This window comes from Solwaraspora sp. WMMD406 (assembly GCF_029626025.1).
Lineage (GTDB): Bacteria > Actinomycetota > Actinomycetes > Mycobacteriales > Micromonosporaceae > Micromonospora_E.
Genome location: NZ_JARUBF010000001.1, coordinates 2,969,279 through 2,985,158, shown reverse-complemented (window position 1 = coordinate 2,985,158; position 15,880 = coordinate 2,969,279). Strand labels below are relative to the sequence as shown.

General features: G+C 70.0%; 14 protein-coding genes and 2 pseudogenes. 10 read left to right on the top strand and 6 right to left on the bottom strand.

Going from position 1 to position 15,880, the window contains the following annotated elements; all coding sequences use genetic code 11:
- Positions 1 to 43 precede the first annotated feature (43 nt).
- The 3 genes from O7632_RS13430 (at position 44) to O7632_RS13420 (ending at position 4,435) form a co-directional block, all read left to right on the top strand.
- Positions 44 to 1,567, top strand: a complete 1,524-nt coding sequence (locus O7632_RS13430; RefSeq protein ID WP_278114480.1) for a hypothetical protein — start codon at positions 44 to 46, stop codon at positions 1,565 to 1,567.
- A gap of 229 nt (positions 1,568 to 1,796) precedes the next feature.
- Complete coding sequence (locus O7632_RS13425) at positions 1,797 to 2,936, top strand: hypothetical protein (protein ID WP_278114478.1); 1,140 nt, start codon at positions 1,797 to 1,799, stop codon at positions 2,934 to 2,936.
- A 245-nt stretch (positions 2,937 to 3,181) separates the two neighbouring features.
- Positions 3,182 to 4,435 (top strand): glycosyltransferase 87 family protein, encoded by a 1,254-nt coding sequence (locus tag O7632_RS13420; protein WP_278114477.1) that lies wholly within the window; start codon positions 3,182 to 3,184, stop codon positions 4,433 to 4,435.
- On the opposite strand, the gene O7632_RS13415 is transcribed toward O7632_RS13420, so the two are convergent.
- The gene (locus O7632_RS13415) at positions 4,380 to 5,138 is read right to left on the bottom strand and encodes an HAD family hydrolase (RefSeq protein ID WP_278120023.1); all 759 of its coding nucleotides are present in this window, start codon (positions 5,136 to 5,138) and stop codon (positions 4,380 to 4,382) included. The two genes, O7632_RS13420 and O7632_RS13415, sit on opposite strands and share 56 nt — an antisense overlap.
- 28 nt (positions 5,139 to 5,166) lie before the next feature.
- On the bottom strand, positions 5,167 to 7,653 hold the full coding sequence (locus tag O7632_RS13410; RefSeq protein ID WP_278114476.1) for a helix-turn-helix domain-containing protein: 2,487 nt from the start codon (positions 7,651 to 7,653) through the stop codon (positions 5,167 to 5,169).
- Between the two features lie 615 nt (positions 7,654 to 8,268).
- Here O7632_RS13410 and O7632_RS13405 point away from each other — a divergent pair.
- Positions 8,269 to 8,889, top strand: a complete 621-nt coding sequence (locus O7632_RS13405; protein ID WP_278114474.1) for a DUF4232 domain-containing protein — start codon at positions 8,269 to 8,271, stop codon at positions 8,887 to 8,889.
- Positions 8,890 to 8,907: 18 nt separating this feature from the next.
- Here the strand turns inward: O7632_RS13405 and O7632_RS13400 are convergent, their stop codons facing one another.
- Positions 8,908 to 10,245 carry an amidohydrolase family protein gene (locus tag O7632_RS13400; RefSeq protein WP_278114471.1) on the bottom strand — a complete coding sequence of 446 codons (1,338 nt, stop codon included), beginning with the start codon at positions 10,243 to 10,245 and terminating at the stop codon, positions 8,908 to 8,910.
- 40 nt (positions 10,246 to 10,285) lie between these two features.
- Positions 10,286 to 11,023, bottom strand: a complete 738-nt coding sequence (locus O7632_RS13395; protein ID WP_278114469.1) for an Atu4866 domain-containing protein — start codon at positions 11,021 to 11,023, stop codon at positions 10,286 to 10,288.
- A gap of 133 nt (positions 11,024 to 11,156) precedes the next feature.
- Between O7632_RS13395 and O7632_RS13390 the strand changes: the two genes are divergently transcribed.
- The 3 genes from O7632_RS13390 to O7632_RS32225 all read left to right on the top strand — a co-directional run bounded on the left by O7632_RS13390 (position 11,157) and on the right by O7632_RS32225 (position 13,366).
- On the top strand, positions 11,157 to 11,981 hold the full coding sequence (locus tag O7632_RS13390) for a helix-turn-helix transcriptional regulator (protein ID WP_278114468.1): 825 nt from the start codon (positions 11,157 to 11,159) through the stop codon (positions 11,979 to 11,981).
- Positions 11,982 to 12,197: 216 nt separating this feature from the next.
- On the top strand, positions 12,198 to 13,229 hold the full coding sequence (locus O7632_RS13385; protein WP_347403572.1) for an alpha/beta family hydrolase: 1,032 nt from the start codon (positions 12,198 to 12,200) through the stop codon (positions 13,227 to 13,229).
- The gene (locus O7632_RS32225; RefSeq protein WP_347403571.1) at positions 13,178 to 13,366 is read left to right on the top strand and encodes a cellulose binding domain-containing protein; all 189 of its coding nucleotides are present in this window, start codon (positions 13,178 to 13,180) and stop codon (positions 13,364 to 13,366) included. Before O7632_RS13385 ends, O7632_RS32225 begins: the two co-directional genes overlap by 52 nt.
- A gap of 105 nt (positions 13,367 to 13,471) precedes the next feature.
- Here O7632_RS32225 and O7632_RS13380 read toward each other — a convergent pair whose 3' ends face one another.
- On the bottom strand, positions 13,472 to 14,095 hold the full coding sequence (locus O7632_RS13380) for a hypothetical protein (protein ID WP_278114466.1): 624 nt from the start codon (positions 14,093 to 14,095) through the stop codon (positions 13,472 to 13,474).
- 375 nt (positions 14,096 to 14,470) lie between these two features.
- Here O7632_RS13380 and O7632_RS13375 point away from each other — a divergent pair.
- From O7632_RS13375 to O7632_RS13365, 3 genes and pseudogenes are all read left to right on the top strand, one after another.
- Positions 14,471 to 14,662 (top strand): annotated as a pseudogene (locus O7632_RS13375) (Scr1 family TA system antitoxin-like transcriptional regulator); the annotation flags it as partial.
- Complete coding sequence (locus O7632_RS13370; protein ID WP_278120022.1) at positions 14,654 to 14,860, top strand: DUF397 domain-containing protein; 207 nt, start codon at positions 14,654 to 14,656, stop codon at positions 14,858 to 14,860. The pseudogene O7632_RS13375 and the gene O7632_RS13370, both read left to right, overlap by 9 nt.
- Positions 14,861 to 15,000: 140 nt before the next feature.
- Positions 15,001 to 15,171, top strand: a pseudogene (locus O7632_RS13365) (DUF397 domain-containing protein); the annotation flags it as partial.
- Between the two features lie 139 nt (positions 15,172 to 15,310).
- On the opposite strand, the gene O7632_RS13360 reads toward O7632_RS13365, so the two are convergent.
- Positions 15,311 to 15,799: an NUDIX hydrolase gene (locus O7632_RS13360; protein WP_347403570.1), complete on the bottom strand. Its 489-nt coding sequence runs from the start codon at positions 15,797 to 15,799 to the stop codon at positions 15,311 to 15,313.
- Positions 15,800 to 15,880: the final 81 nt, after the last annotated feature.

Genomic DNA, 15,880 nt, shown 5'->3' with positions numbered 1-15,880 from the left:
CCGCGCGGCGGTACGGGCGGCGCTGCGGGCGCCGGCCCGACCGGTGCCGGTCGAGGCCTTGCGCGCGCTCTGCGTACCCACTTTCTTAGTGGTCTTCTTCGCGGTCGTCTTGCTCGCGGCGGCCTTCTTGCCGGTGCCTTTCTGGGCCGGGGTGGCGTTCTTCGGCGAGGTCGCCCGCTGGACCCGTCCGACGGTCCGCTTCACCGCGGCGGCCATCTTCTTGCCGGCCCGACCGGTGGTGCCCTTGGCCGGTGTGGACTTCGCCGCGGTGTCAGCGGATGCCGACGTACGGGTGGTCGGCTTCCTGGCGGGAGTGGCCTTCGTCGTGGTCGTCTTCCTGGCCGTGGTCGCCTTCTTCGTGGTCACCTTCTTGGCCGGAGCGGTCTTGCGGGCCGTGGTGGTCTTGCCGGCTGACGTCGTCTTGCTCGCCGGGGTGCTCTTGCGGGTCGGTGCGCTCTTCGCCGCTACGGTTCTCCTGGCACCCGTGGTCTTCGCCGCGCTCGTCTTCTTCGCGGTGCTCGCCTTTGCCGCGGTGCTGGTCTTCCTCGCGGTGCTCGCCTTTGCCGCGGTGCTGGTCTTCTTCGCGGTGCTGGGCTTTCCTGCCGCGTTCCGGTTCGCGGCGCCGGCGGTCGAGGTGCGGGTGGCCGTACCGGTCGACCGTGCGGACGTGGACCTCGCCGACGAACCGGTGCTCGATGCGCGCCGGGCGGCGGGGCGGGTCGTGGCGTTACTGCCAGCAACCATCTCTGTCTCCTTCTTGCGGACTTTCTATGGGTTTGTCTCCTTCGGAGACAATGGAGTCTCCAGGGTCGGACCCAGGTACGACCCGACCGGCCTAGCTCTCCTCCCCGGTCCAGCGGGCGTCTTCGGCCTTCCACTCCTCGTTACGTTCCGCCACCCGCTGCAGCGCCTGCTCAGCTTCGGCCTTCGAGGCGTAGGGACCGAGCCGGTACTTGGCGGCGCACAGATCCGCCCCGGACTCCACGCGCTGATGACGGAGACACCAGAAGTACTCGCCACCAGGTCCGCTGTCGCTCATGAGAACACTGTGCACCGAAAAACTCCCAAGCGCTACCGTTTCGCACAAAAACCCACCAACATCTCCACAATAGACGAGGTCAATTTCCCCGAAGCCGATTTCCCCGCACCGTCACCACGACACCTCGCATGCCTTGCGAGACAGGGAATTCACCGCGATAAACCTCCGTTTCCAGCCGCATGCCATACCGGCGGCCGGCACCGAACCGTCGACCCAATCCGAACCGGGCAACGCGCCGACGGCACCGGCGCGAGCGGTCCGGAGACAGTCCCCAGGTCCGTTCAGGGATTGGTCACCGCGGCCTCGGTCGTCGTCACTGGACTCGCCGTCGCGGCCTCGACCCTTCGGGCCAGTGGGTGCCGGACGGATTCGAGGCGACACCAGGGCGACCCCCCGGACGTCGGCCATCGACCGCCGCCCGGCCGGCACAGTGGACGGGGCGGCCCAGTGGACGGGGCGGCCCAGCCGCCGCCATCGCCGTCTCGCCCGTCGTCGCACCACCAGCACCGTGATCCGACCGCGCAATGATCAATTTCGCCGCGCGAACCAAGCCCAGTGACTGGTCGACCTGTCATCTCAATGACAATTCGACTTTGCGAAACCAAGATTTTAAATTGACACCGAACCACTAATATCTATTGACTCATCTCATTGTATGGCGGTACGGTGTCCATGCGTCTGGACGAACACGGGAAGGACAGGAAATCCACCCAAGATCAGCTCCGACGACAACCCTCGGCTAGATCTTCGCGCCCATTTGTCTTCCCAGCCCAGGCGCTCTATTGGCGCGTCGGTCGACGGCCTCCCCTTCGACCTCACGGGAGGAACGTACGTGGACATTGGATTCCCGTACTCGAAAGACACCAGGAACTCTCGCCGGCCCGGATTCGGGGCCCCCCTCAGCCTGCTCGCCGCACTGGCCACCAGCGCCGCGCTGCTAATGTCCGGCACACCGGTCCAGGCAGCGCCGTCCGCCGCGCCAGCCCAGGACGCGCGCATCGTCGCCGGAGAAGGCACGCACATCCTCACCGGGCAGGGCGGGAAGGGTGCGTACCGCACCGGAACGATCGCACCGGGAACGGTGACCCGCGCCGCGCCACCCCCAGTGGCCGGCCGCCCGAACCTGCCTGCCCGGGGCTTCAGCAAACGCGCGAGCGGGACCGCCTTTGGTGACTTCTGGCAGTTGCAGATGAATCTCTGCAACAGCGGTCACGCCGGCTGCTACGCCGGCGGTGACGCGATCGACGAAGGCGCGTACATGATCTATCTACTCATGCCTGATCTCGTCACCGTCAACGAGGTCTGCCTCGGGGACGTCACGAACGACTTGACCCCGGCGATGGCCGGTGCCTGGGCCGGCGACTGGGCGTTCTACGTGTTCATGCCCGCCGTCACCGCCGCCGGGACCCCGGTCACCTGCACGAACGGCGACGAGTACGGGGTAGCGGTGATTGGGCACATGCCGGACTCCCTGTACTACGGCTTCGACGCCTTCGGCGGACACTACGGCAACCAGGACTCCGGCAACGAGAAGCGCGCCTTCGCCTGCCTGTACGCCATCGACCACTATTACGCATGCACGACTCATCTGACCAGCGACAGCGAGCCAATCGCCCTCGCCCAGTGTTCGGAACTGTTGACTGGAGTCATTCCCGCGATCCGTGCCTACGAGGGTGTGTACCGGCCCACGGTACTCGGCGGCGACCTCAATCTGGAATACGACACCAGCGATCCAGAGAACGTACAGAACTGCGTCCCATCCGGGTACACCCGCAAGGGCGACGGAAATGTGCAGCACATCATGGCGACCAACGACACACCGTTCTACGACACCGACACGTACCTGATGTTCTACACCGACCATCAGGCTTTTCTGGCCAAGCTGACCATGCCCTGACGAGTCGACCAGAGCGCCAGCCCGGCCGGCTGGGCAACCGACCCATCCGGCCGGGCGACCCGGCCGGATGCCCGGGAGCGATCACACCGATAACAACGATCACACCGGTCTCGCCAGACTCGCCGGTCTCGCCGGTCTCGCCGATGTCCATCGATCTGTCGGCGGGACCGGCGCGGGCCGAACGGGACAGAACCGTCCAGTACGATTCGGCGTACTGATCGGCAGGAGCGTTACGGGGGCGGAGCATGCACCGAGTCCGGTCGTCCGCGCCACGCCGACGCGGGGGGCGAGGTTCCGTTCACACGGTCCGGGTCGCGGTCGCCGTCTGGTTCGCGGCGGCAGTCGTCGCCGTCGCCCAGTCGGTGGCGGCGCTCACCCGCGCCCGGCACGACCGGCTCGCCGACCTCGACGTGTATGTCGAAGCGACCACCGGACTGCGGCAGGGAGCCAGCCTCTACGACTACGCCGCCGCCGGCACCGGAGCACCGTTCACCTATCCACCGCTGTCCGGCCTGCTGTTCCTACCACTGACGCTGATCGACATCGACGTGCTGCGGGTGATCTGGACGGCGGCCACCGTGGCACTGGTGGCACTACTCGCCGTGATCGTCGCCCGAGCCTATGGGACCCACCGGCTCCTACCCCGGCAGGTGGCACCGGCAGCGATCGCCCTGCTGCTGTTCGCGTCGGCGCCGGTCTCCAGCAACCTGCGGTTCGGTCAGGTCAGCGTGATCCTGACCCTGCTGGTGCTGGTCGACTGTTTGGGATATGCCCCGCGTCGGTTGGCGGGTGTCGCCACCGGACTGGCCGCCGCCGTCAAACTCACCCCGCTGATCTTCATCCCGTACCTGTGGCTCGCCGGCGAACGACGAGCGGCGGTCACCGCGACCGGGACCTTCCTCGGCGGAACCGGCCTGGCCTGGCTGATCCTGCCCGGCGAGTCGATCCGCTTCTGGCTCACCGAGATGTGGGACGTCGACCGGGTCGGCAACATCGTCACCGCCGGCAATCAGTCGATCAACGGCACCTTGCTCCGGCTGGGGGCACCCGACGACGCCCGTACCCTCGTGCTGTTCACCGCCGGGCTGGCGGTGGTCGCGATCGCCCTGGTACGCGGCGCGGTCGCCTACCGCGACGGTGACCGGCTGGCCGGCGTGGTGATCGTCGGCGCGGCCGGTCTGGCGTTCTCCCCGGTGTCCTGGACCCATCATCAGACGTGGCTCGTGCTCGCCGCCCTGCTGGTGGTGAGCGAGCACCGGGGTAAGGCGCTGGCCTGGACCGTTCTGGTGGCAGCCACCATTGTCCTGCCGGTGACGACGGTGGGCGCCGGGCTGCCCACCGCACACCTGACCGACAACGTACGGGCGCTGCTCGCCGTGGTGGTGGCCTGCCTGATCCCGACCGTGCGGGATCGAGCAGGGTCCGGCCCGGGACGGGCGGCAGTCAGCCGTGCGCGATGGCGGTGGCGAACAGTTCCCGCAGTCCGTGCCCATCGGTGACGGTCGCGTCGGGCGTACCCTCCGGCAGGGCGGGTTCCCGGTCGGTACGGGCGGAGACCATCAGGATCGCCGCGCCGGTGCCGGCCCGCCGGGCGCACGGGATGTCCCGGGCCCGGCTGTCTCCGACGAACCAGCAGTGCGCCGCCGGCACACCCAGCCGCCGCGCCGCCAACCACGCCATCTCGGGGTGGGGTTTGCGGACACCGGCCTCGTCGCTGTAGATCTGCACCGCGAACCGGTCGGCCAGGCCGACCTGCAACAGGTAGTCGCGGTGCGCCGCGCCGCACAAGGTGTTGCTGACGACCGCCACCGGCACGCCGGCGTCGGTCGCCGCGTCCAGCGTGTCACGGATCCCCGGCCGTACCTGCCAGTTCGGTTGCCAGGTCCAGTCGTAGCTCAACGCGGTGGCCTCCTGGATCACCGCCGCCCGGGCGGCGGCCGGCCAGCCGCTGGTGATGAATTCCTGCCACACCTGAGCATGGCTGTACTCGGCGGGGTGCGGGTCGTTGCCGACGCGGTCCCGCCAGGCGGCGTACTCGCGCTGGCCGTCGACCAGTGCGCGGCGGATCTCCTCGGCGGTCAGCTCGCCGCCGGCGAGCTCGTGCAGTCGGTCGATCAGCTTCAACGGTTGCGGGGTGCGTACCGGTGCTTCGACGATGACGCCGCCGAAGTCGAGCAACAGCGCGCGGGGGGCAGGCAACAACATGGTCGTCATCATCCCAGCCCTGCGCTCATCGCCCCAGCTCGGCGAGGCGGGCGCGGATCGACCCCGCGTCCGGGTGGTCCAGACTGTCGAGGATGTCCGCGGCAGACTGCCACGACACGCGGGCCGCGTTCGTGTCGCCGGTGGCCAGCCGCAGCTCGGCCAGGTGGTTGAGCACGAGAGCTTCGACATGCCGGTCGCCGACCTCGCGGAACAAGGCCAGCGCCTGCCGGTAGCAGCGGTCCGCCTCGTCGTGGTCACCCAGATGGTGGTGGGCGAAGCCCAGGCTGTCCCAGGTGCTGGCCTGCCCCGGTCGGTCGTCGAACTCCCGCAGCAGATCCAGCGCGCGCTGGCAGTGCACGAGGGTCGCCTGATATTCGCCGAGCAGGGCGTGTTGCCAGCCGACCACGTTGAGCGCCTTGCCCTGTCCCCGCCGGTCCCCCGCCGCCGCGTACCACTCGAAGGCGTGGCGGGCGTGACCAAGCGCGTCCCGGTGTCGGCCCTGGCGCTCGCGCAGCAGCGCCAGGTTGAGCCCGGTGATGCCCTGCCCCACCTGGTCGCCCCGATCGCGGTACAGCTCCAGCGCGGCGACGAGGTTGACGTAGGCCTCGTCGTACCGGCCGGTCCGGGTGTGGCCACGGGCGATGCCCCGGTGTGCCACCGCCTGCGCGACCGGGTCGGCGAGCCGCCGCGCCAACTCCAGCGCCGCGTGCTGCGTGGCGAGCAGATCCCGCCAGTGGCCACGACGGTCGAGGAACGTGGACATCGCCTGGGCGAGATGCAGCGCCGGACGGTCGAGCCCGGCGGCGGCCACCAGGTCGAACACGGCCAGCAGCGTCGGGTGTTCCATGGCGAACCAGTCCAGCGCGGCACGGTTGTCGGCGAACTCCTCGGCGACGACGCCCGCGCCGGCCGGGGCGATGCCGGTCAGGTCGGGAGTCGGTTGCACCAGCCGGTCGGCCCGGTAGGCGCTGTGCAGGTAGTGGTCGGTCAGCCGGCGCAGGGCGGCGTCGCGGACGGCGGGTGGCTCCTCCGCCCGGAGTCGCTCGGCCGCGTAGACGCGCAACAGGTCGTGCAGGCCGTACCGGCCGCCGGGGTACTCGTTGAGCAGATGCGTCCGGACCAGTTCGGCGAGCAGCGGCCGGACCTGTCCGTACGGCTGTCCGGCGAGACTCGCCGCCGCCGGCACCGACAGCACCGGTCCGGGATGGACCCCGATCAGCCGGAACAGCTGCGCGGCAGCCGGGGTCAGCGCCTGGTAGGACCAGGAGAAAACGGCCCGTACCCCGAGATCCGGATCGTCGGCGCACAATGCGTCCAGCCGGTGCTGGGCGGTACGGAGTTCGGCGGCGAGCCCGGCGAGTGGCATCTGTGGGGCGGTGGCGGCCCGGGCGGCGACGATGGCGAGCGCGAGTGGCAACCCGGCGCAGCGGGAGACGATCTCGTCGGTCGCGGCGGGATCGGCCCGGCAGCGTCGCGCACCGATCCGCTGCCGCAGCAGCTCGACCGCTTCCGACTCCGGTAGCAGGCCGAGGGTGACCGGATGGGCGCCGTGCGCCGCGACCAGGCCGGTCAGCTGGTTACGGCTGGTGACGATGACCAGGCAGTCCGGGGCGCTGGGCACGAGCAGCCGGACGTGCGCGCTGTCGCGTGCGTTGTCCAGCACGATGAGCAGGCGGCGACCGGCGACCATGGTGCGGTAGAGGGCGGCCTGTGCGTCCAGGTCGGCGGGAATCCCAGTGGGCGGCGCGCCGAGGGCATCGAGGAGGACACGCAACGCGGTGGCCGGCTCGGTCATCGACCCGTCCGGGTCGAAGCCGCGCAGGTTGAGATAGAGCTGACCATCGGGAAACCGACCGGCCACCTGGTGCGCCCAGTGCACGGCCAGCGTGGTCTTGCCGACTCCGGCGGTGCCGCTGACCGCCACGATCCGGATGGTGCCGGCCTGAGGCGGGTGCGGATCCCCACCACCCGCCAGTCGCGCGACGTACGCCAGCTGCGCCAGTTCCGTACGGCGACCGCTGAAATAGCGAAGTGCCGGCGGCAACTGGCGCGGCACATGTGGTCCGGCCGGTCCGGCCGGTCCGGAGCCGGCGGTTTCGGGCGGTCCGCCAGCCGGATGTCCGGCCGATGCGCCGGCCGATGCGCCGGCCGCGTTGCCGCCGCCCCGGTCAGACGGTGTGCCGGCACGTGCCGACGGCGCGCCGACACGACGCTGCTCGTCGACTCGGTCGCGGGCGCTGGCCAGCGCCCCGCGCTCGACCGGGCTGGCGCCGAGCAGACCGACCAGAACGTCGAACCGGTCGGTCGGCGGCAGCGTCTTGCCGGTGAGGTATTCCGCGACGGCGGTGTGCGACCAACCGGCCCGGGCGGCGAGTGTCCGGTAAGACAGGACGCGGTGCCCTTCGCGGCGGGCGTGCCGACGACGCAACGCGCGCAACAGTCCAGCCAGGTCGTCGAGGGTCGACGTGCCGGCGGCCGCGAGGAGAAACCGGTCGGCCGGTCGAGCGTCCACATCGTGCATCGTCCCGACTCGCACGACCCCACCGGCCCGACGTCACTGCGGCGAACCTCGTACGGCTCGCCGCTCCACAGCGGATCTTAGTCGATGTACGCCAATGTACGGAGATGATCGAGATCACCCCCACGTCAGCTGACGGATCACCACCCTGGTCGAAGGCCGGAATCCCGCTCGGTGTGACCAGGCCGCGCCGAGCGTCATCGCCGCCCGGGCTCGGGCGGACCGACAAGGGAAGGACGGACAGATGTACTGGCGCACGGATTCGAACCCGTCACGTTGACCGCACCCTGCCCGTAACCGACCGCGCTGGCGGCGGTTGGCTACGTTCGGGTGGCGGGTGGCCGGCCACGGGACCCCGGCCACCCGCCCTCGACGTCACCGCACGACACCCACGGTTGCCGGTTCTGGCTGGCCGGTGCGGACCGCGCCGCCAGGTGGGTGTGGGCGTCCCTGCTGGAGGCCACCACCGGCGTGCGCCGGATCGCCCGCGACGTCGCCGCCCCCGCCGACGACCGGCCGGCGCCGGATCGGATCCCCCATGGTGGAGCGAAGGACCTGACGCATCTGGCATCGTGGTGCTCCCGGACATCTGACAGGAATGAGCCTCCCGTGCGTGTTGCCCGTACTGTTGCCGCGACCTGCCTGATCCCCGCAGCACTCGTCCTCGCTGCCTGCGGTGACCCCGCCTCCGACGCGGACCCGCAGGCCAGCTCGGCGTCGGCCGCCAGCGCCGACCCGTCCGGCACCTCGTCCGACCCGTCCGGCACCTCGTCCGGCGCACCGGACGACGGCGGTACGGCGGCCTGTGCCAGCGCGAATCTGTCGGTCGACGTGACCATCCAGGACGCTGGTCTGGCCCTGCTGGCGCTGACCAACGCCTCGTCAACGGCGTGCCAGCTCGACGGGTGGGTGACGCTGGCGTTCGAGCGTGCCGACCGCAGTACGGTGGACGTCGCCCAGGAGCAGGTGGAGCAGCCCGGACCGCCGCTGGCCACCGACCTGGATCCGGGTGAGTCGGCGTTCGCCGGGATCAAGTGGGCCACCTGCGACCCGTCGTCGACCGACTGCGCGGTGGCGACCACGGTGCGGGTCGGTGCCCCCGGCGACAGCGCCACGGTGGTGGCCCGGGTCATCGGCATCGACGGCGCCGATCTGGTCGGCGAACTGCCGATCGCCGACGTGCGGGTCGGCTCGATCCAGCCGTCCACCCAGGGCGTCGTGGCCTGGTAGACCGGGCTCAGATCCCCGCTACCCGCCGACGCTGGCGCGGATCGCGTCGCGGGAGGCGGTCACCGAACGGCGCAGGTCGTCAAGGTCGACGCCGACCAGCCTGCCGGCCGACTTGCGGATGCGGCCGGCCACCACGACCGTGTCGATGTTGCGGGCATCGGCACCGAGGACCAGGGTGCCGACCGCGTCGTTGAGCGGCATCGTGTTGACGTCGTCGGCCCGGACCACCAGCAGATCCGCCTGCCGGCCCGGGGTGAGCGAGCCGGTGACGTCGCCGAGGCCGTTGGTCCGCGCACCTTGCGCGGTGGCGAAGTCCAGCACGTCGCGGGTGGTGATCCGGTGCCCGACCGGGTGCTCCGTACGGTAGACCGCGTGCACCGCGCGCATCCGTTGGATCGCGTGCAGTGCCCGCATTTGGGTGAACATGTCGCTGGCCAGCGCCACTTCGACGTCGATGCTGAGCCCGGGTCGGACGCCGACGGCGAGCGCCTCGTCGATCGCCGGTACCGCCGTCTCCAGCCCGATCTGCGCCTCCGACGTGGGAGCCAGGGCGACGGTGGTCCCGGTGTCGCCGATCGTCCGCCAGGCCCGCGCGGTGAGCCCGGTGGTGTGGATCAGAGTGACGTCCGGGTCGAGCAGACCGGCGGCGGCCCAGCGGTCGATCGCCGCCGACGACGACTTGCCGAACACGGCGTCGATGCTGACGCCGACGCCCAGATCGCGGGCGAGCGCCGCCAGCTCGGTGCCGTACGCCAGCGCCGGGCCGGCGATCTCGTCGGTGGCCAGCGCCGCCAGCCGTACGGTCACCAGTCCGTCGTTGGCACCGTGGAACGTCTCCCGCAGCCGGACGAGGTCGGCGGGCCACTGCTTGTCCCAGTCGCCGAAGTGTGGGCCCATCGCGGCGTGCACGCCCCGGATGCCGGTGTCGATCAGCGCCCGCACCGCCGCGTCGGAATGCGCCGCCGAGCGGGAGTTGTGCGAGAAGTCGAGCATCGTGGTGATGCCGGCGTCGAGGGCGGTGAGCGCGGCGAGCCGGGTGCCGACGTACATGTCGTGCGGGGTGTAGGCGGGTGCGACCCCGGCCAGCGTCGACATCACGTACTCGCCGAGGTCGCCGACGTCCGGGATGCTGCGGCGCAGCTGCGCCTGCCAGGCGTGCCGGTGGGTGTCGACGAACCCGGGGCAGACGATGCCGCCGGTGGTGTCGACGACGGTCGCGCCGGCCGCGTCCGGGTGCGACCGCAGGTCCGCGCCGACGGCGACGATCCGGTCGTCGCGGACCAGCACGTCACCGTGGTCCAGGTCGCCGATCGTCGGGTCCATGGTGACGACCGCGCCACCGCTGAACAGCATCATCGTCTTCTCCTTACTCCTGGTAGAGACTCCTGGTCGGGTTTCACCGGCGGTGGAAGACGTAGCCGGCGTGGTGCAGCACGTCGTCGACGAACCGGCCGTACGCCCAGAAGCCCAGGTCGTCGCGGTAGACGATCCGGTCGCCGTCGATCCAGAACGATCCCTGGTACGCGTGTGGCCGGCCGCCGCGCGTCTCGTCGTAGCGGCCGTCGGCGGTGAGTTCCTGGTGGATGAAGCCGGTCTCGTCGATCCACATGCCGAGGTACGGGCCGTCCACCGCCCGGGGGCCGCTGCGGTCCGGCTCGACCGGGGCGGGGCTGCGGCGCTCGCCGTTGAACAGGGCGATCTCGCCGTCGACGACGATCGCGGCGGCCTGCTCCGGTCGCCAGATGATCTTCTCCAGGGCGATGTTGCCCGGGACCACCGCGAAGGTCGCGGGGTTGCCCGGGGTCAGGGTGCCGACCCGGTCGGCGGGGCGGGTACGCAGCCCGGCAGCCGCGACGCCGTCGACGACCGCCGGCACGATGGTCAGCCCGGTGCAGTCGATGACGATCGCCTCGTCGTCGGTGGCGGCGGTGTGCAGGCCGGGGCCGACGCCGACGATCACGTCGCCGCCGAGCAGCAGGTCGGCGGCGGCCAAGTCGCCGATCACCGGGTCGAGAGTGTGGATGGCGGCGTTGACGAACATCAGCGGCCGACGGCGACCGCCGGTGCTGTCGGCGGCTGCGGTGCTGTCATCGATCGTGGCGAGAACCGACTCGTCGAACATCGGGGTGTTCACGTGCACCTCCGGTAGAGGGTTCGGTGTGGGACCTCTCCACCGTGCGGGCCGACGCGGCCGTCAGCCAGGCCGACGCTATCCAGGGTGCGGCACACCCTGGATAGCGTGAGCAGCGCCTGGCTACCGTGGCGGCATGCCCACCACCGCCCTCGGGGCCTTCCTGGTGGCCCGCCGGGCCCGGCTCACGCCGTGCGATGTCGGGCTGACCGCGAGCGGCACCCGCCGGGTCGCCGGTCTGCGTCGCGAGGAGGTCGCGGTGCTGGCCGGGGTGAGCGTGGACTACTACACCCGGCTGGAGCAGGGCCGGGAACGCCACCCGTCGGCGTCGGTGCTCGACGCGGTGGCCAGTGCCCTCGATCTGGACGCCGACGCCCGTGACCATTTGTTCCGGCTGGCAGATGTCGCGCCGGGATCCGCTCCGACGCCGGCGCGTCCGCAGGTCGACCCGGGCCTTCGGGAGTTGCTCGACGCCTGGCCGGACACCCCGGCGATCGTGATCGACCGCCGGCTCGACCTGCTGGCCGGCAACGCGCTGGCGGACGCGTTCTATGCCGATTTCACCGAGCCGGACAACATCGCGCGAATGACCTTCCTCGATCCGGTCGGCGGCGGCTTCTTCGTCGACTGGCAGCGCGCCGCGCAGGCGTGCGTGGCAAACCTGCGGCTCGCGCTCGGCCACGACCCACACGGCCGGCGGGTGCGTGAGCTGGTCGAGGAGGTGGGCGCGGCCAGCCCGGAGTTCCGCCAACTGTGGCAGCGCAACGACGTACGGGGCAAGGCCCACGAGGCGAAGGCGTTCCGCCACGGCACGGTCGGCGAGTTGACACTGACGTACCACGCCTTCGACGTACGCGGTGCCGCTGGCCAGCAGTTGATCGTCTACCGCGCGGCGGACGGCCACAGCGCCGAGGCGCTGCGACTGCTCGGCACTCTGGCAGTGAGCAACTGGCTCTCCTGACCAGCTGGCGCTACGTGCTGGCGTCACGTGTCACTTTGCGCGATGGCGGTAATCCATACTGGCGAATGTCGTTCCTGGACATCGATTGATGGCCAGCCCAGAGGGTGTGTAGGGTGACCGTTCACATCGATATTGATCGCTCAATAGCACCCCACGACGGGCAAGGAGACACCCGATGCCAGGAACCTCGACAACGCACTGGCCGTCGGACTCGTGGTGGCCGGACCGGCGGCGGTCGCGGCGGACAACCCGTACCAGCGGGGTCCGGACCCGACCGCCGCGAGCGTCGCCGCTCCGAACGGACCCTTCGCCACCGCGCAGGTCAGCGTCCCATCCGGGTACGGCTTCAACGGCGGCATGATCTACTACCCGACCGACACCAGCCAGGGCACCTTCGGCGCGATCGCCATCTCCCCCGGCTACACGGCACTGTTCTCCGTCGAACTCGCCTGGATGGGGCCACGGCTCGCCTCGCAGGGCTTCGTCGTGATCGGCATCGAGACCAACAACCGCAACGACTTCGACACCGCCCGGGGCACCCAACTGCTGGCCGCGCTGGACTACCTCACCGGACAGAGTTCGGTACGCAACCGCGTCGACCCCAACCGACTCGCCGTCGCCGGCCACTCGATGGGCGGCGGTGGTGCGTTCAGCGCGGCGCTGCGGCGCCCGGCGCTGAAGGCCGCGGTCGGCTTCACCCCGTTCTCGCCCTCGCAGAACCTGAACACCATGCGGGTGCCGGCCCTGCTCTACTCCGGACAGAACGACACGGTCACCACCCCGTCGTCGGTCAGCAACCTCTACAACGGGCTGCCGTCGACGACCGAGGCTGCGTACATCGAGGCCGCCGGCCTGGACCACAGCTTCCCGACCCGGCCGAACACGCTGCTGATGCGTACGATGATCCCCTGGGTCAAGATCTTCCTCGACAACGACCTGCGGTACACCCAGTTCCTCTGCCCGCTGACGGACTCCTCCGGGGTGCTGCAGTACCGCAACACCTGCCCACTCGTACCGCCGGGCCTGCCATCGCCGTCGCCGACCACCGCTCCCCCGACGACCGCGCCGCCCACCACGGCACCGCCGACGGGTGCCTGCACCGCCACCTACCAGACCATCGGTTCGTGGCCGGGTAGCTTCCAGGGTGAGGTGACCGTCCGGGCCGGCAGTTCGGCGATCAACGGCTGGACCGTCGGGTGGACACTCGGCGGCGGCCAGAGATCACCCAGATCTGGAACGGCACCCTGAGCACCAGCGGCTCCACCGTCTCGGTACGCAACGTGTCGTACAACGGGTCGCTGCCGGCTGCCGGCACCGCGACCTTCGGCTTCCTCGGCTCCGGATCGCCGTCGACGCCATCATCGTTGACCTGCACCAGTCCCTGACCAGTCGACTGCTGTCGCGGTGGTGGTTGCGGAGACCATCACCGCGACAGCAGGTCAGCGCACCGCCGCTACCAGCACGCGCCATCACGACTGGTACGCACACCTTCACCATTGGTACTCCTGGTCGACAGCCGCCGAGTCGCGGAGCATGCCACGCCGATCCGAGTAGCCAAAGGCCGGGTTCATGCCCAGGGCCACCATCCGGAACAGGTCCGGCTGGCGCACATACAACCTGGCCGGCCCGACGACCCAGTCGTCTTCGACGTACTCCCGCGCCTCGTCGAAAGCCGCTTCGACCGCGTTGCGGAGGGTCAGCAGGTCCAACGACGCCGGGCCGTCACGGATCCCGTCGCACAGTGCACCGACGAGCGTCGGAGTGAACGAGACCAGCTGATCGCCTTCACCGAAGCTCGAACCGGCGAGAACGAACGATGTCGGCGTGTGTTCCGCCAATCGGTCCTCCACCACGCCGTCGAGGATGACGGCGGACTCGGCCGCGAGTTCTGAGCTGGCGAACGGTACCCGGCCGTAGAACCGGTCCACCCTGTCGCCGCTACCGGCGTACGCGTAATAGAACAGCAAGGTATCGGCGGCGTCCCGCGACGCCGTCCGGACGGCGTCGAGCAGATCTGCGGGGTGCGGATTCAGCAACACCTGGGTGTGTTCGGGTCGGAACGTTGCCCCGCCCGGACCTGGAGTGGTGATCGCCTCAGCGAGTTCGCGGGCCATCCGTTCCGCTTCCCACGAACGTTCCGACCCCTGAGCCAGCCGAGGGGGAGGTCCGTTCGCCCCGACCGACCAGTACCGCCCGAGATGACCGCTGTTCGGGCAACAGTGGATGCCGGCCCGGTGGTAATGCTGTCGCCATCAGTCCATCATCCTCGTCTGACCGCCGCCAGTCCGCACAGCGCACGCATCGACATCGGATGCGAAGGCCGCCTCGGACTCCCGCTGCGTCCCGGGAGGCCGCCCCGGAGCGATATCCGTTTCTTGTCTGATCCTCCTGCGGGATCATGATCCCGCAGGAGGATCAGACAAGAACGCACTACCGGTGGGTGGGCTGGTCCACCCGCCAGCACCAACCAGCGGTCACTTTTGTCTACGATGGAGATAGCGCAGGCCGCGCCGCTGCACGAAGATCTCTCGCCGATCGACGGCCGCCCCGTCACCGTCGTGCTGCCGTACGAGGTTGGCGCCCACGCTGGCATGCACGGCGCATTCGCCCTGATGGACTTCCCCGACCCGTACGACCCAGAGCTCGTCTACATCGAGAACCGGGTCAACGCGATGTTCCTGGAGAGTCCGAACTGGCAACTGGAGAACGCCGAATGGCGCACGAGCAGCCGCTCCGGTGGCAACGGCAACTGCGTCGAGGTCGCCGACAACCTTGCGGCCGTCGTTGCGGTCCGGGACAGCAAGGACCGATCCGGGCCCGTACTCGCGTTCTCCCCTACCGCGTGGGCGTCCTTCACCACGTCGCTCCGGGGCGAGTGAGACCAGCCCGAATTGCGGATGCGTGACCGCGCCGAGCATACGGCGCGGTTGCGCCAACGCCAGCCATGGCCACTGCCCTGTACGCCACAGCGACCTCTGCCGCCGTCGGAACTTGCCACAGATCAGGAAGGAAGAGCGCGATGGATCTCACCCATGCCGTGTGGATCAAGAGCAGCCGCAGCAGCGCGAACAGCCAGTGCGTCGAGGTCGCCCGCAACCTGCCGGGAGTCGTCGCCACCCGCGACAGCAAGGACCCGACCGGCCCGGCGCTGACCTTCGCCCCCTCCGCCTGGACCACCTTCACCACCGCGCTCAAGTCGTCCCAGCTCGTGGATTCCAACAGTCCAGCCCTGTCGCGAAAGCGCGAGCCGACCTCACCGGCATGCTCTACGCCGACGGCGTCAATGACAGTCTCTACCGATCGGGCGGCGCCACGTTGCTCCGCGCGCCCTACGGTCCCCCGACCTGATTGCCGCCCTCAAGGTAGACAGTCCCGCTGGCCGTCGCCGCTTCCACAGCGGCGGCGGCCCGCCGAGCCAGCAGCGGCGACAGCCGCTGCTGCGCCTGCGGCAGGGTCGACCACGCCCAACTGCGCAACTCCTGCGGCGGGAGCCGGATCGCGTCGGTCTGCGACGCCTCCAGGACACCGCCGTCGTACACGAACATCACTCCTTCGGTGCGGCCGGCGCGAGGTGGCACCCAGTCCACGACCAGCAGCCGTCCGGGGGCGATGATCAGGCCGAGTTCTTCGGCCAGCTCACGGACCGCCGCGTCGTACGGCGACTCGTCGGCGTCCACCGCCCCGCCTGGCAGCTCCCAGTAGTCCTTGTACGTCGGCTCGACGAGCAGGATCCGTCCGTCACGGTCGCGCAGCAGCACCGCCGAGCCCATCCGCTTTCGCGGCAACGTCGCGGTGTAATCGTCAGACGGGGAGCTCACCTCAGGAGGCTAACCGGCTGAATGTCCAGCTGACGGCAACTTCCGCCGGTCAGGGCTCGTGGTGCCGGACCGCCTCTGCCG